At 72.7% G+C, this 20,851-nt stretch carries 19 protein-coding genes; 15 read left to right on the top strand and 4 right to left on the bottom strand.

Translation table 11 applies throughout. From position 1 onward, the window contains the following. Positions 1–69 precede the first annotated feature (69 nt). The gene (locus OG470_RS27480; protein WP_328416799.1) at positions 70–1,347 is read right to left on the bottom strand and encodes an MFS transporter; all 1,278 of its coding nucleotides are present in this window, start codon (positions 1,345–1,347) and stop codon (positions 70–72) included. Between the two features lie 83 nt (positions 1,348–1,430). Between OG470_RS27480 and OG470_RS27475 the strand changes: the two genes are divergently transcribed. Next, positions 1,431–2,312, top strand: coding sequence for a winged helix-turn-helix transcriptional regulator (locus tag OG470_RS27475; protein ID WP_328416797.1), 882 nt, complete (start codon positions 1,431–1,433; stop codon positions 2,310–2,312). A gap of 62 nt (positions 2,313–2,374) precedes the next feature. Here OG470_RS27475 and OG470_RS27470 read toward each other — a convergent pair whose 3' ends face one another. After that, positions 2,375–3,541, bottom strand: a complete 1,167-nt coding sequence (locus tag OG470_RS27470; RefSeq protein ID WP_328416795.1) for a glycosyl hydrolase family 18 protein — start codon at positions 3,539–3,541, stop codon at positions 2,375–2,377. Positions 3,542–3,974: 433 nt separating this feature from the next. Between OG470_RS27470 and OG470_RS27465 the strand changes: the two genes are divergently transcribed. The 3 genes from OG470_RS27465 (at position 3,975) to OG470_RS27455 (ending at position 6,851) form a co-directional block, all read left to right on the top strand. Next, on the top strand, positions 3,975–5,090 hold the full coding sequence (locus OG470_RS27465; protein WP_328416794.1) for a M24 family metallopeptidase: 1,116 nt from the start codon (positions 3,975–3,977) through the stop codon (positions 5,088–5,090). Next, a complete protein-coding gene (locus OG470_RS27460; RefSeq protein ID WP_328416792.1) occupies positions 5,087–6,229 on the top strand; it encodes an acyl-CoA dehydrogenase family protein in 1,143 nt (380 codons plus the stop codon). Before OG470_RS27465 ends, OG470_RS27460 begins: the two co-directional genes overlap by 4 nt. Before the next feature lie 115 nt (positions 6,230–6,344). Continuing rightward, entirely contained in the window at positions 6,345–6,851 is a 507-nt protein-coding gene (locus OG470_RS27455; RefSeq protein ID WP_328416790.1) for an Lrp/AsnC family transcriptional regulator, read from the top strand. On the opposite strand, the gene OG470_RS27450 is transcribed toward OG470_RS27455, so the two are convergent. Then, positions 6,781–7,392, bottom strand: coding sequence for a histidine phosphatase family protein (locus OG470_RS27450; RefSeq protein ID WP_328416788.1), 612 nt, complete (start codon positions 7,390–7,392; stop codon positions 6,781–6,783). The two genes, OG470_RS27455 and OG470_RS27450, sit on opposite strands and share 71 nt — an antisense overlap. A 194-nt stretch (positions 7,393–7,586) precedes the next feature. Between OG470_RS27450 and OG470_RS27445 the strand changes: the two genes are divergently transcribed. Then, entirely contained in the window at positions 7,587–7,781 is a 195-nt protein-coding gene (locus OG470_RS27445; protein WP_328416786.1) for a CsbD family protein, read from the top strand. A 194-nt stretch (positions 7,782–7,975) separates the two neighbouring features. Then, a complete protein-coding gene (locus OG470_RS27440; RefSeq protein WP_328416784.1) occupies positions 7,976–8,872 on the top strand; it encodes a polysaccharide deacetylase family protein in 897 nt (298 codons plus the stop codon). A 79-nt stretch (positions 8,873–8,951) separates the two neighbouring features. Here the strand turns inward: OG470_RS27440 and OG470_RS27435 are convergent, their stop codons facing one another. After that, positions 8,952–10,358, bottom strand: a complete 1,407-nt coding sequence (locus OG470_RS27435; RefSeq protein ID WP_328416783.1) for a KamA family radical SAM protein — start codon at positions 10,356–10,358, stop codon at positions 8,952–8,954. Between the two features lie 152 nt (positions 10,359–10,510). Here OG470_RS27435 and OG470_RS27430 point away from each other — a divergent pair, with 152 nt between their 5' ends. From OG470_RS27430 to OG470_RS27390, 9 genes are all read left to right on the top strand, one after another. Then, positions 10,511–11,560 (top strand): zinc-binding alcohol dehydrogenase, encoded by a 1,050-nt coding sequence (locus OG470_RS27430; protein ID WP_328426635.1) that lies wholly within the window; start codon positions 10,511–10,513, stop codon positions 11,558–11,560. 4 nt (positions 11,561–11,564) lie between these two features. Beyond that, complete coding sequence (locus OG470_RS27425; protein WP_328416782.1) at positions 11,565–13,130, top strand: amidohydrolase; 1,566 nt, start codon at positions 11,565–11,567, stop codon at positions 13,128–13,130. A 100-nt stretch (positions 13,131–13,230) separates the two neighbouring features. Continuing rightward, complete coding sequence (locus tag OG470_RS27420; RefSeq protein WP_328416781.1) at positions 13,231–14,793, top strand: lysine 5,6-aminomutase subunit alpha; 1,563 nt, start codon at positions 13,231–13,233, stop codon at positions 14,791–14,793. Further along, entirely contained in the window at positions 14,790–15,554 is a 765-nt protein-coding gene (locus OG470_RS27415; protein WP_328416779.1) for an OAM dimerization domain-containing protein, read from the top strand. The genes OG470_RS27420 and OG470_RS27415 overlap by 4 nt, the downstream gene beginning before the upstream one ends. Continuing rightward, the gene (locus OG470_RS27410) at positions 15,551–15,943 is read left to right on the top strand and encodes a hotdog domain-containing protein (RefSeq protein WP_328416777.1); all 393 of its coding nucleotides are present in this window, start codon (positions 15,551–15,553) and stop codon (positions 15,941–15,943) included. Before OG470_RS27415 ends, OG470_RS27410 begins: the two co-directional genes overlap by 4 nt. Continuing rightward, positions 15,940–17,277 (top strand): glutamate mutase L, encoded by a 1,338-nt coding sequence (locus OG470_RS27405; protein ID WP_328416775.1) that lies wholly within the window; start codon positions 15,940–15,942, stop codon positions 17,275–17,277. The genes OG470_RS27410 and OG470_RS27405 overlap by 4 nt, the downstream gene beginning before the upstream one ends. Positions 17,278–17,758: 481 nt before the next feature. Next, positions 17,759–19,393 carry an apolipoprotein N-acyltransferase gene (gene lnt, locus OG470_RS27400; RefSeq protein ID WP_442930994.1) on the top strand — a complete coding sequence of 545 codons (1,635 nt, stop codon included), beginning with the start codon at positions 17,759–17,761 and terminating at the stop codon, positions 19,391–19,393. Positions 19,394–19,427: 34 nt separating this feature from the next. Beyond that, positions 19,428–20,237 (top strand): polyprenol monophosphomannose synthase, encoded by an 810-nt coding sequence (locus OG470_RS27395; RefSeq protein ID WP_328416773.1) that lies wholly within the window; start codon positions 19,428–19,430, stop codon positions 20,235–20,237. A gap of 65 nt (positions 20,238–20,302) precedes the next feature. After that, positions 20,303–20,827 (top strand): FxsA family protein, encoded by a 525-nt coding sequence (locus OG470_RS27390; RefSeq protein WP_328416771.1) that lies wholly within the window; start codon positions 20,303–20,305, stop codon positions 20,825–20,827. Positions 20,828–20,851 lie beyond the last annotated feature (24 nt).

Below are 20,851 nucleotides of genomic sequence, written 5' to 3'. Positions count from 1 at the left end.
CGCCGTCTTCTCCGGCCGGACACCGACCGCCGGGTACGCCGGCTGGCCGACTGCGAAAGGCCGTGCGGTTCACCGACCTCCGACGGTGACCGTCGGCGCGGCCGGGAGCGTCGGGTCGTCGCCCCGGTCGTGGTCGGTGAGGTCACGCAGGTGCCGGACGGGGGAGAGCAGCAGCACCAGCGGCGCGGCGACCACCACGCCCGCGACGATCAGCAGGGTGGCCCGGGCGCCCAGCGGCCCGGCCACCGCGCCAGCGACCAGCCCGCCGACCGGGATCGCGCCCCAGGAGACGAACCGGACGGTCGCCATCACCCGGGAGAGCAGGTCGGGTGGGCTGGCGATCTGCCGGTAGGTCCGGGTGGTCACGCTGAGCACCACCGTCCCGAGGGAGAAGACGACGTTGCCGGCGGCGAAGGCGGCGTACGCCAGCCAGCCGGTGCCCCAGGGAATCAGGAACGCGCCGGCGACCGTGGTGAACCCGGCGACGATCAGCGCGCGTGCGGTGCCGATCCGTGCCGTGATCCGCGAGGTGAACGCCGCCCCGACCAGCGCGCCGACCCCCTCGACGGCGAGCAGTACCCCGACCAGGCCGGCCGGGGCGTGCAGCTCACGGACCAGGTAGAGCGGGTAGAGCGCGAACTGCGCGCCGCAGACGAAGTTCATCGCCGTCGCGGCCCACATGCCCGGCCCCATCACCGGGTGGTACGCGACGAAGCGCCAACCCTCGCGGATCAGCTCGCCGACCGGTGGCCAGCGGTCCGGCGCGTCGTCTCGGCGGGCGGGCAGGGTGCGCAGCAGCGCCGCCGAGACGAGGTAGCTGACGGCGTCGACGAGCAGGGTGGGCACCGCGCCGAGTGCCTGTACGGCGAGCCCGCCGAGGGAGGGGCCGCTGAGCTGGGTGGCGGCGTGGGTGGCCGAGGTCAGGCTGTTGCGGGACTGCAACTGCTCGCGGTTCACGATGCTGGGCAGGAAGGTCGAGTTGGCCACGTCGAAGAGCACGTTGGCGAAGCTGATCACAAGAGCGGTGATCACCAGGTGGGCGACGGTGAGGTGGCCCCACCACCAGGCCAGCGGGATCGACGCGACGGCGACCGCGCGGGCCAGGTCGGCGCCGATCTGGGCGCCGCGCAGCGGCAGGCGCTGCACGATGACGCCGGCGGGCAGACCGATCACGATCCAGGCGACGTAGCTGGCTGCGGCGATCAGGCCCATCTGGAACGCGGTGGCGTCGAGCACGGTGAGCGCGGTCAGCGGCAGGGCCACCGCGCCGACCGCCGACCCGACCATGCTGGTCGTGCCGGCGGTCCACCATCGCCAGAACACCCCGGCCCGCTCTCCGACGTGCATGTCGTCCGCCCCCGTTCGCGCGCACCAGTGCGTTCCAATCTGAAACGCACTATAGTCGGGGGCGGGACAGATGGGGGTGACGGGTGCGGCGGGAGGATCTTGCCGACGCGGACTGCGGCATCGCGCAGGCGCTCGGCGTGCTGGGGGACTGGTGGACGTTCCTCATCGTGCGCGACGTCGCCGGCGGGACGACCCGCTTCGACGCGCTCCAGCGCGAGCTGGGCGTCAGCCGGCGGGCGCTGACCGAACGCCTCGCCGCGCTGGTCGAGCACGGCGTGCTGGAGCGCCGGCCGTACTCCCAGCACCCGCCGCGCTACGACTACCTGCTCACCGCCAAGGGTGAGGGGCTGCTGCCGGTGCTGATCGCACTGCAGGACTGGGGAACGAGGCACCTGATGGGCGATGGGGAGCTGACCGCGACCGCCGACGCCGCCTCGGCCGAGGCGCGCCGGGTGCACGACCTGATCGGGCGGCGGTTGCCCGAGGTCGGCCTGCCCGGGCCCGACGGCCAGTCGGTCGCGCTGATCGACGCCGACGCCTGGAGCGTCCTGTACTTCTTCCCGGGGGCGTACGCGCCGGAGACGCAGGGCTACCCGCCGGGCTGGGCGGACATTCCCGGGGCTCGCGGCTGCACCCTGGAGTCGACCACCTACGCCGCTCGGTACGCGAACTTCCAGGCCGCCGGGGCGGACGTGCGGGGGATCAGCACGCAGCGGCCGGACCAGCTCGCCGACTTCGCCACGCACGCCCGGGTGCCGTTCCCGCTCCTGTCCGACCAGGACGGTCGGCTCGCCGCCGGGCTGCTGCTGCCCACCTTCCGCGCCGGTGGGGTCTCACGGTTCAAGCGGCTGACGCTGCTGGTCGACCCGTCGGCGGTGGTTCGCGCCGTGCAGTTCCCGGTCACCGACCCGGCCGGGTCGGTGGACGAGATGCTCGACCTGGTCCGCGAGCACCGCCCCGCCTGATCCGCCGCCACGGGCGTGGGAAGGCCCCCCGCGCTACGCGGGGGGCCTTCCATGCGGCCGGGTCAGGCCGGGAGAGTCCAGCGCTGGTTGGCGCCGGCGAAGCAGTCCCAGATCTGCAACCGGGTGCCGTCGGCCGAGCTGTTGTCGCTGGCGTCCAGGCACTTGTTCGACTGCGGGTTGCGGAGCGTGCCATTGGACTGCGCCTGCCAGACCTGCGCGCCGCTGCCGTTGCAGTCCCACAGCTGGATCTTGGCGCCGTTGGCGGTGGAGCCACTGGTGATGTCGGCGCACTTGCCGAGGGCGCGCAACGTGCCGTTGCTCGCCACGGTCCAGCTCTGCGCGGCGGTGCCGTTGCAACTCCACAACTGCACGGCCGTGCCGTTGGCGGTGCTCGCCGAGGCGACGTCGACGCACTTGCCGGCGATCCCGGTGATCGGGCCGGTGCGGCCGGTCGGCGGCGGGGTGGTGCCGCCCATGATGGTGTCGTACATCGCGCTGACCAGCGAGGTGGAGCCGGTGGTGTCCTGGGACAGCTCCCAGTTCATCACACCGCCGGCGTTGGCCAGCGCCCACTGCGTCTTGCGCTTGACCGTCGGGATGCCGTTGTAGCACTGCTGCGCTCCGCCGACGGTGGTGCAGTCCCGGTTGGCGTTGGCCGGGTCCATACCGACCAGCGCCGAGTAGGTGTAGTAGCCGGGGCGGCTGTAGAACGGGATCCCGAGTACGGCCTTGCTGGCGGGCAGGCCGCGTGACTTCCACAGGTTGATGCTGGCGATCGACCAGTCGTAGTTGGCGTGCGGGTTGCCGCCGTCGTACGCCATGATGTTGAGCCAGTCGACCTGGCCGAACACGGCCGTCTGCACGCCCTGGACGCTGCCGCCCTCGGAGACCACGGCGGCGGTGAGCAGCTTGCCGCGGCTGTGCATGGCGCTGCCGAGTTGCGTCATGAGCTGGGTGTAGTTGTTCGCCGAGGCGCCCGGGTCCGGGTACTCCCAGTCCATGTCGACGCCGTCCAGGTTGTACTGGTTGACGAAGTTGACCAGGTTGTTGACGAAGTTGGTCCGGCTGCCGGCGTTGGCGGCCAGCGCCTCGAAGGCGGAGTCGTTGCCGTCGTTCCAGCCGCCGACCGCGATCGACACCTTGACGTTGTTGGCGTGCCCGAGCGAGACCAGCGAGGAGAGCTTGCTCGGGTTCTCCACCGCGCGCAGGCTGCCGTCGTTGTTGGGCAAAGGCGTAGTTGATGTGGGTGAGCTTGTTGTACTGGATGGTGTTGACGTTGCCGGCCCAGGAGGGCATGTAGCCGACGCTCTTGAAGTTGTTCGGCAGCACCACGGCCTGCGCGGCGGTGGGAACGAGGGCGAGGGTGGCGCCGGCGGTGGCGAGCGTGAGCAGGCCGGCGGCGAGGGCGCGGCGTGGTGATGGGGACATCGGGGGCCTTCCCGTGGGCGGGGGACGACAGCCGCCCGCGCAGGGTCGTCGCGGGCGGGGGTGAGGTTGCGGTACGCAGGGACGGGTGGCCTCGAGGCAGCCAAATCTTAAAGAGTGTTAACTGTCCGCGTCAATCAACGTCGGTGAATTTCCGGGTTTTCGGCGGCCGAGATGTACGGGACGCGGCCAAGCGCCTACCCCCGGGTATCCCCAAACGACCGTTAAGCTGGCCGCGTGGGAATCGACGAGCTGTACCCGCCGGACCGGCTGACCGCCGCGCAGCGCGCCACCGCCGCCGCCGGCCTGGACGCCCTGCTGCTCACCCCCGGCTCCGACCTGCGCTACCTGACCGGGTACGACGCCCACGAGGGGGAGCGGCTGACCTGCCTGGTGCTGCCCGCCGAGGGCGAGCCGACCCTGATCGTGCCGACCCTGGAGCGCCCGGCCGCCGAGGCGTCCCCGGCGCCCGCCACCGGGGTACGCATCGTCGACCACGCCGACGGCACCGACCCGTACCCCCTGGTCGTCGCCGCCCTCGACGGGCCGCTCGCGGCGGTCGGGCTGGCCGACCGGATGTGGGCCGAGCAGGTCCTCGCGCTGCGCGCCGCGTTGCCCACCGCCGCCCAGCGGCTGGCCGGCGAGGTGCTGCGCGAGCTGCGGATCCGCAAATCCCCCGCGGAGATCGCGGCGCTCGCCGAGGCCGGCGCGGCGATCGACGAGGTGCACCTGCGGATGGGGGAGTGGCTGCGCCCCGGGCGTACCGAGGCCGAGGTGGCCAGCGACATCGCCGCGGCGATCCGGGCCGCCGGGCACGTCACCGTCGACTTCGTCATCGTGGCGGCCGGGCCGAACGGGGCCAGCCCGCACCACGGCACCTCGGACCGGCCGATCGGCGCCGGCGAGCCGGTGGTCGTGGACATCGGCGGCACCATGCCGTCGGGCTACCGTTCGGACTGCACCCGCACCTACGTCGCCGGCGGGCCGGCACCGGCCGAGTTCGTGGACTACTACGCGGTGCTGCACGACGCCCAGCGCGCCGCGGTGGCGGCCGTGCGGCCGGGGATCACCGGCGCGGCGGCCGACGCCGCCGCCCGGGAGCCGATCACCGCCGCCGGCTACGGCCCCGCGTTCCTGCACCGCACCGGCCACGGCATCGGCCTGGACGGTCACGAGGAGCCCTACCTCGTGGCCGGCAACGACCGGCCGCTGGAACCCGGGATGGCGTTCTCCATCGAACCGGGCATCTACCTGGCGGGCCGGCACGGCGCCCGCATCGAGGACATCGTCGTCTGCACCACGGACGGCGTGCAACGGCTCAACACCACCCCCACGGAGCTCATCGCACTATGACTGTCGACCGGATCCTCCCCACCGACGAGGCCCACGATCTGCTGGACCTCGCCACCGAGCTCGCCGACCGCGAGCTCGCACCGAAAGCCGCCGGCTTCGAGGAGCGCGCCGAGTTCCCCCGCGACGTGCTGCGCACCCTCGGCCGGGCTGGCCTGCTCGGCCTGCCGTACCCGGAGGAGCACGGCGGTGCGGCCCAGCCGTACGAGGTGTACCTGCAGGTGCTGGAGATCCTGGCCAGCCGCTGGCTCGCCGTCGCCGAGGCGGTCAGCGTGCACACCCTGTCCTGCTATCCGGTGGCCGCGTTCGGCACTGATGAGCAGCGCAAGCTGCTGCCGGACATGCTCGGCGGCGAGCTGCTCGGCGCGTACTGCCTCTCCGAGCCGCAGGGCGGCTCCGACGCCGCGGCGCTGAGCACCCGGGCGGTCCGCGACGGCGACGCGTACCTCGTCTCCGGCACCAAGGCGTGGATCACCCACGCCCGGGTCGCCGACTTCTACAACATCTTCTGCCGCACCGGCGGGCCGGGCCCGAAGGGCATCTCCTGCCTGCTCGCCGACGCTGGCACCGCTGGCGTCACCCCGCAGGCGGCGGAGCGGACCATGGGGCTGCGCTCCTCGCCGGTGGCACAGATCGCGTTCGACGAGGCGCGCGTGCCGGCCGAACGGCTGATCGGCGGCGAGGGAGCGGGCTTCACCATCGCGATGTCCGCACTGGACTCCGGCCGGCTGGGCATCGCGGCCTGCGCGGTCGGGCTGGCCCAGGCAGCGCTGGACTACGCGGTTGGCTACGCCCGGGAGCGGCAGCAGTTCGGCCGGGCCATCATCGACTTCCAGGGGCTGGGCTTCACCCTCGCCGACGCGGCCACCCAGATCTCCGCCGCCCGCGCGCTGACCCTCGCGGCGGCCCGGCTGCGCGACGCCGGGCGGCCGTACTCGATCGAGGCGGCCAAGGCGAAGCTCTTCGCCACCGACATGGCGATGCGGGTGACCACCGACGCGGTGCAGGTGCTCGGCGGCGCCGGCTACGTGGCAGACCACCCGGTGGAGCGGTACATGCGTGAGGCCAAGGTGCTGCAGATCGTGGAGGGCACCAACCAGATCCAGCGACTGGTGATCTCCCGCGCGCTGGCGCGGGGCTGAGCGCGGTCGACGGTACGTGGCGGGGCGGCTGCGGTGGGTCCATCGCAGCCGCCGTCGGCGCGGTGCGGTGGAAGCGTCGTCGCCGTCGGGCGTTTTTCCCGGTAGGTTGCTCGCCGTGGAGGAGATCGACCGCGCCATCGTCGCGGCACTGACCGATGACGGCCGGCTGTCGTACACCGACCTGGCCGAGAAGGTGGGTCTGTCGGTGTCCGCCGTGCACCAGCGGGTGCGCCGGCTGGAGCAGCGCGGGGTGATCAAGGGGTACGCCGCCCGGGTCTCCTTCGAGGCGCTGGACCTGCCGCTGACCGCGTTCGTGGCGATCCGGCCGTTCGACCCGTCGCAGCCGGACGACGCGCCCGAGCGACTGGCTCACCTGCCCGAGATCGACTCCTGCTACTCGGTGGCGGGGGAGGACTTCTACATGCTGCTGGTGCGGGTGGCCAGCCCGACCGACCTGGAGCGGGTGCTCCAGGAGATCCGCACCTCGGCGAACGTGACCACCCGGACCACGGTCGTGCTGTCCACCCCGTACGAGAACCGGCCGCCGAAGATCAGTGCCGGGGCACCGAGTCGGTCGCGGTCCCGGGTGCCGGAGGAGCCGGCTGGTTCCACCGCAGGATGACACGCCGCCCGTGCTCGTGACCGAGCGCGCTGACCGTGGCGGTGTCCAGCCGCAGCAGGCCGCCAGCGGACGGGGGCAGGCCGATCCAGCGGGCGCCGAGCACCCGCAGGCTGTGCGCGTGGCCGACCAGCGCCACGGTGCCCCGGTCGAGCAGCGGGGTGACTCGGGCCAGCACCCGGTCCAGCCGGGCGCCCACCTGCGCGGGTGACTCCCCACCGGGACAGCCGTCGGTCCAGATGTTCCAGTGCGGGTGGTCCTCGTGGATGTCGACGGTGGTGCGTCCCTCGTACTCGCCGTAGTTCCACTCGCTGAGGTTCTCGTCGACGGCGTCGACGGTGAGCCCGGCCAGCTGCGCGGTGCGCAGCGCCCGGGAGCGAGGGCTGGCCAGCACGGTCACGAACCGCCGGCCGGCCAGGAACGCGGCGAGGGTGCGGGCCTGCCGCTCGCCGTCGGGGGTCAGCTCCAGATCGGTGTACGAGGTGTGCCGCCGGGTGGCGCTCCAGGTGGTCTCGCCGTGCCGGATCAGCAGGAGCTCTCCCATGCGGCCAGTTAACCACCGCTGGCAGGGCGGCACCCGGTGGCCACCGATGCCGCGTCCCTATCCGGTCAGGCTTGGTCAAAAACCCCACCTATCTTCCTAGGATGCCTTACAGGGTGTGCCGACCGGCACCGCCGGTTTCGGCACCGGCAGAGCGGGCAAGCGATCCGGAACAGTCGCCAGACGGAGGAGGCGCGATGAGCTTCACCGAGAAGGCACGTAACAAGGTCGAGCAGGTGGCCGGTGCCGCAAAGGAGCGGATCGGCGATGTGACAGACAACGAGCGGATGCGTGGCGAGGGCGCCAGCCAGCAGAGTGACGCGCGCGCCAAGCAGGCCGGTCAGAACGTCAAGGAGGCGGGCAGCAACGTGAAGGACGCCTTCAAGAAGTGACCTGAACGGGTCCGCGGGTCCCCGGGCGCAGCATCGCCCGGGGACCCGTCGTGTGCCGCGCCTAGGGCCGCGGGGTGACCGTGCTCCGTTTCCCTGGTGTTGTTCGCGCTGGCGGAGATCGGCGTCGCCGTCGTCATGTACGCCCCCCGCGGCGGGGACAGTGAGCGGCCTTCGCGTCTGGGATGATCACCGTCGTGATCCGACCTCGGCTGCGCCCGCTGCTCGGCGTACTGGTCGCGGCGGCCATTGTCGGCACCGCGGCGTCCGCGATCGCGCTGTCCACGGCACCAGCGCCGTCCACATCGACCGTCGGCGGATCGTTCGTCCAACCCACCGCCTCGGCAGCGCCGTCGGTCAGCGCCACTGGGCAGGAGCGCCGACCGGCGGCCACCGTCCCTGGAGCGACGCGGGTGGGGACCCGGCCGCCGGTGGTGGATCACGGACCCCGCAGCGGCAACCGGGTGGCGCTGACGTTCGACGCGGACATGACCGACGCGATGCTGCAGAACCTGCGTACCGGGCGGGTGAAGTCCTATGCAAACCTGCGCATCCTCGACCTGCTGGAGCGGGAGCAGGTTCCGGCCACCTTCTTCCTGACCGGCAAGTGGGTGGAGCGGTATCCGGACCTCACCCGGCGGATCGCCGACAACCCGCGCTTCGAACTGGCCAACCACACCTACGGGCACGCGGCGTACACCGGCAACTGCTACGACCTGCCTCGCGTGCCCCCGAAGGGCATGACCGGCGACGCGGCGAAGACCTTCGAGGTGATCGAACCGTACGGAGGTCGGCAGACCCGGTACTTCCGCTTTCCGGGGCTCTGCCACGACGCGGCGGCGCTGGCGGCACTCGCACCGCTCGGCGTGACGGTGGTCGACGGGGACGTGGTCAGTGGGGATCCCTTCGCCACCGCCTGGGAGCCGATCGTGCGGGCGGTGCTGGACAACGTACGCCCCGGGTCGGTCGTGATCATGCATGTGACCGAGGCGAACGCCCGGATGACCGACGAGGCGCTGCCGCGCATCCTGGCCGGGCTGCGTGAGCGTGGCCTGGTCCCGGCGGCGCTGTCCGAGGTGTTGGCCGCCGGCTGACCGGCCCGGCACCGGTCACACCAGCACCGCAACGGGTGACGCCCCCGGGAAGGTGATCCCGGGGGCGTCGTGCTGGTGGTCAGTCGTCGCGGTGGTCGGCCCACCACTGCTGCCCGCTGTCGGGCAGCGTGTCGATCGGGTCGTAGTAGGCGTAGCGCTTGTTGAGCGCCTCCAGGTCGGCGGACTCGATGGAGGTGCGGTAGTTCTTCGTCCAGTAGGAGATGCCGCGGTCGCGGTCGTAGTCGGTGAGCATGTGCACCCAGCGCTTGCCGACGAAGGGGACGTCGCAGACGATCCGCGGGGTGGCGTAGCCGGGCAGGTAGCCCATGATGTCGTGCTGGAGCTGCTGGGCGTGCCAGACCGGGACGCGCCAGTGCTCGGCGTTGGGGATCATGTCGCACATGTAGAAGTAGTACGGCAGGATCCCGGCCTCGCCTTGGAGCGCGAAGCAGAGGTCGAGCAGCTCGGGGGTGGTGGCGTTGACGCCGCGCATGAGCACGCCCTGGTTGCGGACGTCGCGGACGCCGACGTCGAGGGCGGTCTGGGCGGCGCGGGCGACCAGCGGGGTGAGCGACTGGGCGTGGTTGACGTGGGTGTGGATGGCGAGGTTGACGCCGCGCCGCGCGGCGGTGCGGGCGACGCGTTCGAGGCCCTCGACCACGTCGGGCTGCAGCCAGTGCTGGGGCAGGCCCATCAGGGCCTTGGTGGCGAGCCGGATGTCGCGGACCGTGTCCAGTTCGAGCAGGCGCATGAGGTACGACTCGAGGTTGCGCCAGGGCACGTTGGCCACGTCGCCGCCGGAGACGACGACGTCACGGACGCCGGGGTGGGCCTTGAGGTAGCTGATGTGGGCGTCGTAGCGCTCGACGGGCTTGAGGGTGAGCTTGAGTTTGTCGACGGTGGGGGTGGAGTTGCCGACCAGGTCCATGCGGGTGCAGTGCCCGCAGTACTGGGGGCAGGTGGAGAGCAGTTCGGCGAGGACCTTGGTGGGGTAGCGGTGGGTGAGCCCTTCGGCGACCCACATGTCGTGCTCGTGCAGGGAGTCGCGGCTGGCGTAGGGGTGTGACGGCCAGTCGGTGCGTCGGTCGGAGGCGACCGGGATCATGTAGCGCCGGATGGGGTCGGCGAGCAGCGCCTCGGTGGTGAGGGGCGCGAACGGCACCATCGTGTTGATCATCTGGGGTGGCACCAGCATCGACATGGTGGCCAGGGCCTTCTGGTCGGCCTCGAGGTCGGCGTAGAAGCTCTCGTCGATGAGGTCACCGAAGACGGTGCGGAGCTGCTTGATGTTCTTGACGCAGTTGACGCGCTGCCACTGTGCGGATTCCCACTGGTCGCGGGTGACGTGGCGCCAGCCCGGGAAGCGGGTCCAGTCGGGTTCGACCAGGGGGCGGCGGTGGTATTCGTATGGCTGCCCGGCGGTCGGAACGGCGACCGGGGCGTGACGGGGTTGAGGGATGGTCTCAACCGGTTGGGTCTGGGTCACGGCCCCTCCTCGGTGCTGCGGCTGATCACGAAACCCGAAGGCTACTGGAAAATATTCGGTGAAGAAATTAGTCTGCCGTAAGTTTTCCCGTTACGCGAGCCTTGACCGGGGCTTCGGACGGCTGAGCAGGGGAGGTGGACGTGACGTCACCGGTGGGACTGCACCGCGTCGTGGAACCGGCGGGGGTGCTGCCGCAGGCGGCTTGGCGGTTGGACACGTCCGCCGTGATCGCACCGAACGAGGTGCGGATCCGGGTACAGCGGCTGAACCTCGACGCGGCGAGCTTCCGGCAGTTGTCGGAGAAGCACGGCGGTGACGGTGACGCGGTCCGCGCCGAGGTGTTGGAGATCATCTCCACCCGGGGGAAGATGCAGAACCCGGTGACCGGTTCCGGCGGGATGTTGATCGGCGTCGTCGAGGAGGCCGGCCGGCGCTCCCCGCTCGGCCTCAAGCCCGGGGAGCGGGTCGCCACCCTGGTGTCGCTGACGCTGACCCCGCTGGTGGTGACCGACGGGCTGGCGCGCTGGGACGGGCGTAGCGAGCAGGTGCCCTGCGACGGGTGGGCGATTCTGTTCGCCCGCTCCATCGCCGCGGTGCTGCCCGACGACGAGGACCCGCAGCTGTCCCTGGCGGTGCTGGACGTGTGCGGGGCGCCCGCGCTGACGGCGCGGGTGGTGTCGCGCTACGTCGAGGATCGTCGCCGGACCGGTGACCCGACGCCGGTGCGCGTCGCGGTGATCGGCGGGGCGGGCAAGAGCGGCTCCCTGTCGCTTGCCGCGGCGCGGCGGGCGGGTGCCGCGCGTACCGTCGGGGTGGTGCCGGTGGCGGCGGAGCGCGACGCGCTGACGGCCGCTGGCCTGGCTTCGGCGGTGGCGTTGGCCGACGCCCGGGATCCGGTGGCCCTGTCCACGGCGGTGACCACCGCCCTGGGCAGCCCGGCGGACGTCACCGTGGTCTGCGTGGATGTGCCGGGCTGCGAGCACGGAGCGGTGCTGGCCACCGCCGACGGCGGCACGGTGATCTTCTTCTCGATGGCGACGAGCTTCTCCGCGGCGGCGTTGGGCGCCGAGGGGCTGGCGGCGGACGTGACGATGCTGGTGGGTAACGGGTACGTGCCGGGGCACGCGGAGCTGGCGTTGGGGCTGCTGCGCGCCGAGCCGGGGGTGCGTCAGCTGTTCGCGGCACGGGTCGCGGCAGACTGAGGTCATGACGAACCCCTCGACCTTGTACCGCGGCGGCGTGCTGCACTGTCCCGCCGACCCGAGCGCGACCGCGCTGTTGGTCTCCGGTGGGCGGATCGCCTGGCTGGGGACCGACGGTGACGCGCCGCCGGCCGACCGGGTGGTGGACCTGGGCGGTGCGCTGGTGACGCCGGCGTTCGTCGACGCGCACGTGCACGCCACCGACACCGGGTTGGCGCTGTCCGGGCTGGAGTTGTCCGGGGTGCGTTCGGCGGCGCAGTTGCTCGACGCGGTTGCCGCGTTCGCGGCCGGTCTGCCGGTGGACGCGGTGGTCCTGGGGCATGGCTGGGACGAGTCGGGTTGGCCGGATCCGGCACTGCCGGACGCGGCGGCGCTGGATCGGGCGGCCGGTGGTCGGCGGGTGTACCTGTCGCAGGCGTCGATCCATTCGGCGTTGGTGTCGACGGCGCTGCTGGCGGCGTGTCCGCAGGCGGCGGCCGAGGCCGGGTACGACGCGTCGGGGTGGTTGCGTCGTGATGCGCATCACGTGGTGCGGGCGGCGGCGCAGGGTTCGGTGAGCCGGGCGCAGCGTGTCGCCGCGCAACGGGTGGCGCTCGCGCACGCGGCGTCGCTGGGTATCGCGGCGGTGCACGAGTGCGGTGGCCCGGAGATCTCCGACGAGGAGGACTTCACCGGTCTGCTGGGCATCTCCGGCGCCGGTTTGCCGGAGGTGTACGGGTACTGGGGTGAGCTGGGTGGCGCGGCGCGGGCCCGGGAGTTGGGTGCGGTGGGCGCTGGCGGTGACCTGTTCGCCGATGGGGCGTTGGGTTCGCGGACGGCGCACGTGTCGCAGCCGTACGGCGACGGCGACGGGTGCGGGCACGGGTACCTCTCGGCCGAGCAGGTGCGGGATCACCTGTTGGACTGCGCGGCGCACGGCATGCAGGGTGGGTTCCACGCGATTGGTGACGCGGCGATCGGCACGGTGCTGGAGGGCTTCGCGGCGGCGGCGCGGACGCTGGGAGTGGAGCGGTTGCGCGCCGCCCGGCACCGCATCGAGCACGCGGAGATCATGAACAAGCGGATGATCGCCCATTTCGTGGAGTACGGGGTCGTGGCGAGCATGCAGCCGGCGTTCGACCGGCTGTGGGGTGGCGCGGGCCGGATGTACGAGGCGCGGTTGGGTCCGGACCGGTCGTTGGAGTCCAACCCGATGGGCTCGATGCACGGGGTGGGCGTGGCGTTGGCGTTCGGTTCGGATTCGCCGGTGACGCCGCTGGATCCGTGGGGGTCGGTGCGGGCGGCGGCGGCGCATCACAACCCGGCGCAGCGGATGGGTGTGCGGGCGGCGTTCGCCGCGCACACCCGTGGCGGGTGGCGGGCGGTGCACCTGGACGTCGAGGGTGTGTTGGCGTTGGGTGCGCCGGCGACGTTCGCGGTGTGGTCGACGCCGGCCGGGGTGGAGCGGGGCCTGCCGGTGTTGTTGGCCGAGGACCCGGAGTTGCGGGGTCCGGAGGACCCGACGCCGCTGCCGGTGTGCCGGAGCCTGGTGCTGCGCGGTGAGGTCATCTATCAGGAAGGGTCGTCGTGAGCGAGCTGAGCGAGCGAACCGGTAAGGACAGCAGCGGGGTGCTCGCGCCGCGAAGCGGTGGCGTGAGCGGGCGGATGATCGATGTGGCGGGGGCGACGGCGTGACCGGAAAGCTTGATCTTGATCCGGTGCTGGTGGCGCGGGCGCGGGAGTTGGCGCGCCGGGCCGGGCAGCCGGTGGTGGACCTGGCGCGCAGCCACACCACGGTGTCGGTGGAGCGGGCGGTGCTGCGGTTGGCCGGGGTGAGCGGCGCGGACCCGGACGGCATCCCGTGGGTGAACCGGCTCGTCGACGCGGTCGTCGCGGACGTGGGGCTGGGTCACGGGGTGGCGGTGCCGGTGTTCGACGCGCTGGCCCGCGAGGGCCTCTCGGATGTGACGCTGCTGGCGCAGAAGGCCGCGGCCGGGTCGGTGCGTTTCGGCCTGCCCACCGGTCGGGCGGCCACGGCGGCCCGGTCGGCGGCGCGTCGGTCGGTCGGCGCGGGTATCCGGCGCATCGACCGGCGGCGCGCGGAACGGGACCGCCTCATCAAGCGGCACGGGGACCCGAAGCAGCGGCCGTGGATCTACCTGATCGTGGCGACCGGGGACATCTACGAGGACATCCCGCAGGCGCAGGCGGCGGCGCGGGCGGGCGCGGACGTGATCGCGGTGATCCGCTCCACCGGGCAGTCGCTGCTGGACTACGTGCCGGAGGGCGCGACCCGGGAGGGGTTCGCCGGTACGTACGCCACCCAGGAGAACTTCCGGCTGATGCGGGCGGCGTTGGACGAGTCGTCGAAGGAGTTGGGCCGCTACGTGCGGTTGACCAACTACGCCTCCGGGCTGTGCATGCCGGAGATGGCGACCCTCGCCGGGTTGGAACGGCTCGACATGATGTTGAACGACTCGATGTACGGGATCCTGTTCCGTGACATCAACCCGATCCGCACCTTCGTCGACCAGCGGTTCTCCCGGCAGGTCCACGCGCGCGCCGGGATCATCATCAACACCGGTGAGGACAACTACCTGACCACCGCGGACGCGGTCGACGAGGCGCACACGGTGACGGTGTCGCAGCTGCTCAACGAGTTCTTCGCCCACGAGGCGGGCTTGGCGGACTGGCAGTTGGGGCTGGGGCACGCGTTCGAGATCAACCCGGAGGTGCCGGAGTCGTTCCGGTTGGAGTTGGCGCACGCGCTGCTGGCCCGGGAGCTGTTCCCGGACGCGCCGTTGAAGTGGATGCCGCCGACGAAGCACATGACCGGCGACGTGTTCCGGGGCAACCTGCTCGACGGGTTCTTCAACCTGGCGGGCGCGATGACCGGGCAGGGCATCCTGCTGGTGGGGATGATGACCGAGGCGGTGGTGACGCCGTGGTTGTCCGACCGGGACATTGCCCTGCAGAACGTGCGGTACGTGCTGGGCGCGGCCGGTGGGTTGCACGAGGACTTCGTGCCGGCGCCGGGTGGGTTCATCCGGCGGCGCGCCAACCAGGTTCTCGGTGAGGCGCTGGACCTGCTGGAGCGCATCGGGGAGCAGACGCTGCTCACCGCGATCGCCGAGGGGACCTTCGGGATCATGAAGCGGCCGGCGGACCGTGGCAAGGGCCTCGCCGGGGTCGCCGCGCACGAGGCGGACTACTGCAACCCGGCCACCGAGATCCTGGAAGGGGATGCGGCATGAGCGCCACCGACGCCGCGAAGAAGATCGTGCGGCCGTACGGGGACACCACCGGCGACGGGATGGTGCAGGTGTCGTTCACCCTGCCGGTGTCGCATGACAAGCGGGCCGAGGGCGCGGCGGTGCAGTTGGCCAATCGGATGGGCATCGACCCGGCGATGGTGGTGCACGCCAAGCCGATGGGTGACGAGTTCACGTTCTTCGTCGTCTACGGGCGGGTGAACCACCTGGTTGACCTGAACGCGGTGCAGGTGGTGGAGCGGGACTTCGCGCTGCTGTCGGCCAAGGACGTCAACACGGTGATCAAGCAGCGGCTGCGGCGCAAGCTGTCCGTGGTCGGGGCGTGCATCGGCACCGACGCGCACACCGTGGGCATCGACGCGATCCTCAACGTGAAGGGCATCGCGGGGGAGAAGGGCCTGGAGTACTACCGGGAGCTGAAGGTCACCAACCTGGGTGCGCAGGTCAGCGTGCCGGAGTTGGTGGAGGCCGCCCGGGTGGAGAAGGCCGACGCGGTGCTCGTGTCGCAGGTGGTCACCCAACGCGACGCGCACCTGCACAACACCCGGGAGATGTCGGCGGCGTTCCGGGAGGCGATGCCGGCCGGGCGGCGGCCGCTGCTGATCGTCGGCGGTCCCCGGTTCGACGAGACGATGACCGACGAGTTGGGTGTGGACCGGATCTTCGGTCGGGGCACCACGCCCGGCGAGGTGGCCAGCTATCTGGTGCACGCCCTGATCACGCAGCGGAAGGCGATGGTATGACCGACTCCAGGCTCGGGTTGACGGTGACGCACCGGCGGTACGTGCCGTACTCGCACGCCCACTACGCCGGCAACCTCGTCGACGGGGCGTACGCGTTGGCGTTGTTTGGGGACGTGGCGACCGAGGTGTGCATCCGTACCGACGGCGACGAGGGCCTGTTCGCCGGCTACTCCGATGTGCGGTTCACGGCGCCCATCCGCGCCGGTGACGTGGTGGAGGTGACCGCGCAGGTGTCCCGGGTGGGCACCCGCAGCCGCACCCTGGAGCTGAGCTGCGCGGTGGTGTGCCGGGGCCGCCCGGACCGCTCCGAGTCCGCCGCCGAGGTCCTGGACCCGCCGGTCGTGGCGGTCACCGCGACCGGCACCGTGGTCGTTCCCGCCGCGTCGTGACCCTGGCGGTCTGCGCGGACGTCGGCTCCACGTACACCAAGGCGGCCGTGGTGGACCTGGCCGCCGGTGTGCTGGTGGGCGCCGCGGCGGCGCCGACCACGGTGGGCACCGACGTGCTGCACGGCCTGGACGCCGCGGTCGCGGCCGCCACCGCCGGGCTGGGCGGGCGGGACCTGCCCTGGTACGTCTGCTCGTCGGCCGGCGGTGGGCTGCGGCTGGCCGTGATCGGCTACGAGCCGCTGGTCACCGCGCAGGCGGGCCGGCGGGTCGGGTTGTCCGCCGGCGCGCACGTGGTGCACGTGGCGGCCGGCCGCCTCGGTGCGGCGGACCTGGCGGCGCTGCGGGCGGCCCGGCCGGATGTGGTGCTGCTCGTGGGTGGCACCGACGGCGGTGACGCCGAGACGATCACCCACAACGCGACCCGGCTGGCCCGGGCCCGCTGGCGGGTGCCGGTGGTGCTCGCCGGCAACGGCGAGGTACGCGCCGAGGTGACCGCGCTGCTGGAGTCCGCCGGTGTGCCGGTGACGGCCGCGGACAACGTGCTGCCCCGCATCGGGGTGCTCGCCCCGGCGCCGGCGCGCGCGGCGATCCGCGCGGTGTTCCTGCGGCACGTCATCGGCGGCAAGCGGTTGTCGCGGGGCACCCGGTTCGCCCGGCTGGTGCGCGCGGCCACCCCGGATGCGGTGCTCACCGGCGTGGAGGTGCTCGCCGACACCATCGGCGGGGACCTGGCCGTGGTCGACGTGGGTGGGGCCACCACCGACGTGTACTCGGTGCTCACCCCGGACGAGCGGGCCACCGGGCCGGGCCGGGAGGTCGCCGGCAGCCTGTGGCGGGCCCGGACCGTGGAGGGGGACCTGGGCATGCGGTGGAGCGCCCCTGGGGTGGTCCGCGCCGCGGCGGAGGAACGGCTGCTGGCCCCCGGTGAGCAGGACGCTCTGACGGCGGCCGCGGTACGTCGTGCCGCCGACCCGGCGTTCCTGGCCGCCGACGAGCCCGAGCGGGCCGTGGACCGGCGCATCGCCACCCTCGCGGCGACGGTGGCGCTGCGCCGGCACGCCCGGGGTGCCGCCACCGGGGAACGGGCCGGACGGGACCTGCGCGATGTGCGGCTGATGGTGGGTTCCGGTGGGGTGCTGCGGCACGCCCCGGCGGGCACGGCGGGGCAGGTCCTGGCGAGCGTCCTCGGCGACCACGCCGGGGGGTGGGCGCTGCCGCGCGCCGCGCGTGCGGTGGTGGACGTCGACTATGTGCTGGCCGCCGGTGGGCTGCTCGCCGAGGAGCACCGGTCGGCGGCGGGAGCGCTGCTGCGCCACCATCTGGCCACGCATTGAGACTCGCCGACCCGACACGCCGTGTCGCAACACACGACAGGCCGGGGGCGGGTTGACAGGGGGCGGGGTGCAACACGTACCGTCTTTGAGTCCTACCACGGGAAGCGGCTGTTGTTCGCTTCGTCCCTTCGTCCGCTGGCCGAGCGACATTTTCAGCGTCATCGTCGCGGCGGCCAGGTCCAGCGGGCGGGGGTCGGCGGGGCGGCGCGAACCGGTCGCGGTTACCGGTGTACGGGCAGGGTGAGGTGCACGGCCAGTAGACAACGGCCCGGCGGGGGCAGCCAGTCCGCGTCCGGTCGGTCCGAAGGTCGGCGTGCCTCGTTCTCGCCGCACCGGCCGGGGAGGGCCTGGGAGCATCGGGGCGCGGCGCGAGCCGCGCCCCGATTTCATGTCCGCCGGGTGGTTCGTCCCCGGCGGCCCGATGCGGTCGCCGGGCCCGCCGGCCAGGTAGCCTTCGCCCCGTGATCGAGGTGAAGCTGCGGTGACGACACTGGACCGGGATGAGGCCCACGCCCCGGCGGTGCCGGCTGCGCCGGTCGTCGCCGGCCGGCCACTGCCGCTGAAGGTCGCCGCGCCGATGGCGCTGGCCGCCGGTCTGGCCCTGCTGGTGGCGTTCCCGCCGTACGGGGTGTGGCCGCTCGCGCCGGTCGGGGTGGCGTTGCTGGCCGCCGCGGCGCACCGGCGACGGTTGCGCGCTGGCGCCGGCCTGGGTTTCCTCACCGGGCTGGCGCTCTTCGGGCCGCTGCTGGCCTGGACGAACCTGCACACCGGTTACCTGCCGTGGGTGCTGCTGTCGCTGTTGCAGGCCGGCTATCTGGCGCTGCTCGGCATGGCCACGGCCTGGGTGTCGCCGCTGGCCGACCGCACCCGGTGGGCGTGGCCGGCGCTGACCGGGCTGCTCTGGGTGGGGCAGGAGGCGCTGCGCGACCGCACCCCGTTCGGTGGGTTCCCGTGGGGGCGGCTCGCGTTCAGCCAGGACTCCTCCCCGCTGCTGCGCCTGGCCGCCTTGGGTGGCGCGCCGCTGGTCACCTTCGCGGTGGCCCTCGTCGGCGGGCTGCTGGTCACCGCCGCCTGGCGGGGCTGGACCGCCGTCCGGGCAGCACCGGGGGACGCCGCTCCGGCGCGCCGGTGGCTGCCGGTGGCCGTACCGGCCGCCGCCGCGGTGGCGCTGAGCGCGGCGGGCCTGCTGGTGCCGGTCGCCGCCGTGGGCGACGGCGCCCCGGTCACCGTGGCGATCGTGCAGGGCAACGTGCCGCGCCTCGGGCTGGACTTCAACGCCCAGCGGCAGGCGGTGCTGAACAACCACGTCGACGCCACCGTGGAGTTGGCCGCGCGGGTCGCCTCCGGTGAGCAGCGCCAACCCGATCTGGTGGTGTGGCCGGAGAACTCCAGTGACATCGACCCGCTGCGCAACCCCGCCGCCGGGGCCCGGATCTCCCAGGCCGCCGACGCCATCCGCGCGCCGATCCTGGTCGGCGCGGTGCTGCTCGGCCCCGGCCCCGGCGAGGTCCGCAACGCCGGTGTCCTGTGGCAGCCGGGCACCGGCCCGGACCTGACCCAGGTGTACGCCAAGCGGCACCCCGTGCCGTTCGCCGAGTACGTGCCGCTGCGCAACGTGGCCCGCATGGTCAGCGACAAGGTCGACCTGATCCGGTCGGACTTCGTGGCCGGGAGCACCCCGGGCGTGGTACGCGCCGGCTCGACGGTCCTCGGCGACGTCATCTGCTTCGAGGTCGCCTACGACGAAGTGGTCCGCGACACCGTCACCGGCGGCGCGCAACTGCTCGTGGTGCAGACCAACAACGCGACGTTCAACGTGGCCGAGGCCCGCCAGCAGTTGGCCATGGTGCGGCTGCGGGCGGTGGAGCACGGCCGGCCGGCGTTGATGGCCTCCACGGTCGGAGTGTCCGGGTTCGTGGCCCCCGACGGGCGGGTAAGCGACGCCACCGGGTTCAACACCCGGGAGGTCGTGGTGCGGCAGCTACGGCTCGACGGCGGAACCACCCTCGCCACCCGGCTCGGCTGGTGGCCGGAGGTGGCGCTCGCCGGGCTGGCCGCGGCCGCCCTGGTCGGCGCGGCGGTGCTGCGTCGGCGGCAGCGGGTCATGCCCGGATAGCAGCAGCCGGTACGCCGGCGGGAGCGGAGGAACCGTGATCCAGGCGACCGATACGGTCCGGCGTTCGGATGAGGTGCCCGGCGTGGGCCGGGTGCTGGTGGTGATCCCCACCTACAACGAGGCCGACAACGTCGCCGCGATCGTGGGCCGGGTCCGCCGGGCCGCCCCGGCGGTGCAGATCCTGATCGCCGACGACAACAGCCCCGACGGCACCGGCGTGATCGCCGACGCCCTGGCCGAGGCCGACCCGCAGGTGCGGGTGCTGCACCGGGAGGGCAAGCAGGGCCTCGGGGCGGCGTACCTGGCCGGGTTCGGCTGGGCCCGCGAGCGCGGCTACCACGCCGTGGTGGAGATGGACGCCGACGGCTCGCACGCCCCGGAGGACCTGCCGGCGCTGCTGGAGGCCGCCCGCGACGCCGACGTGGTCATCGGGTCGCGGTGGACCAGCGGCGCGCAGGTGGTGAACTGGCCGCTGCGGCGGCTGCTGCTGTCGCGCTGCGGCAACCTGTACGCGCGCCTCGCGCTGGGCATGCCGGTGTCCGACGCCACCGGCGGCTACCGGGTGTACCGGCTCAGCGCGTTGGACGCCATCGACCTGGCATCGGTCTGCTCCCAGGGCTACTCGTTCCAGGTGGAGCTGTCCCGGCTGGCGCACCAGGCCGGAGTACGGATCGTGGAGGTGCCGATCACCTTCGCCGAACGGGAACGCGGGGACAGCAAGATGAGCCCGCGGATCGTGGCGGAGGCGCTGTGGCGGATCACCACCTGGGGGGTGCAGGACCGGCGGCAGGCGGTGCGTCGGGGCCTGCACGGCACCCCCACCGGTCAGGTGCGGTGGCCGTGAGCGCGGCCGTGTCATGCTGGAAGGGCGGTACTTGTCCGTGTGCCGCGGGATGGCGATGAGGTGAGATGCGCCGAGGACTGAGGTTCGTACCGTTGGCCCTGTTGCTGGCGGTGGTGCTGGAACTTGCGGTGTTCGTCCTGGTGGGGCGGGCGTTGGGGTTCGGCGTGGCGGTGCTGCTGGTGTTCGGGGCCTCGCTGCTCGGGCTGGTGCTGCTGCGCCGCGAGGGCATGCGCGCCTGGCGTGGATTCCGCTCCGCGACGCAGGCGGGACAGCCACCGGGCCGGCAGGTGACCGACGGGCTGGTCGGGTTGGCCGGCGCGCTGCTGTTGGCGGTGCCCGGTCTGGTCAGCGGCGTGGTCGGCCTGCTGCTGCTGGTGCCGCCGCTGCGGCGGTTGGCCCGCGCCGGGATGCAACGCACCACCGAGCGGCGGGTGTCGTCGATGGTCGCCGGTGACCTGTTCGGCCCGCGTACCGTGCGGGTGCGCCAGGGTGCGCCGCGACCGACGCCCCGTCCGGAACCGGAGCAGCCGGTGGTGGTCGACGGCGGCCGGGCCATCGAGGGCGAGATCGTCGAGCCTGGCCGTAACTGACCGGTAGAGACACGACGGCGCCCC

This window comes from Micromonospora sp. NBC_00389, assembly GCF_036059255.1.
Taxonomy (GTDB): domain Bacteria; phylum Actinomycetota; class Actinomycetes; order Mycobacteriales; family Micromonosporaceae; genus Micromonospora.
This window is presented reverse-complemented; position numbering and strand designations above follow the sequence as displayed.

Excerpts from the sequence above, each read along its gene's own strand:
- OG470_RS27445 (WP_328416786.1), top strand. The coding sequence starts at position 7,587 with ATGAGCTTCACCGAGAAGGCACGTAACAAGGTCGAGCAGGTGGCCGGT.
- OG470_RS27390 (WP_328416771.1), top strand. The coding sequence starts at position 20,303 with ATGCGCCGAGGACTGAGGTTCGTACCGTTGGCCCTGTTGCTGGCGGTG.
- OG470_RS27415 (WP_328416779.1), top strand. The coding sequence starts at position 14,790 with ATGAGCGCCACCGACGCCGCGAAGAAGATCGTGCGGCCGTACGGGGAC.
- OG470_RS27425 (WP_328416782.1), top strand. The coding sequence starts at position 11,565 with ATGACGAACCCCTCGACCTTGTACCGCGGCGGCGTGCTGCACTGTCCC.
- OG470_RS27450 (WP_328416788.1), bottom strand. The coding sequence starts at position 7,392 with ATGGGAGAGCTCCTGCTGATCCGGCACGGCGAGACCACCTGGAGCGCC.
- OG470_RS27480 (WP_328416799.1), bottom strand. The coding sequence starts at position 1,347 with ATGCACGTCGGAGAGCGGGCCGGGGTGTTCTGGCGATGGTGGACCGCC.
- OG470_RS27410 (WP_328416777.1), top strand. The coding sequence starts at position 15,551 with ATGACCGACTCCAGGCTCGGGTTGACGGTGACGCACCGGCGGTACGTG.
- OG470_RS27460 (WP_328416792.1), top strand. The coding sequence starts at position 5,087 with ATGACTGTCGACCGGATCCTCCCCACCGACGAGGCCCACGATCTGCTG.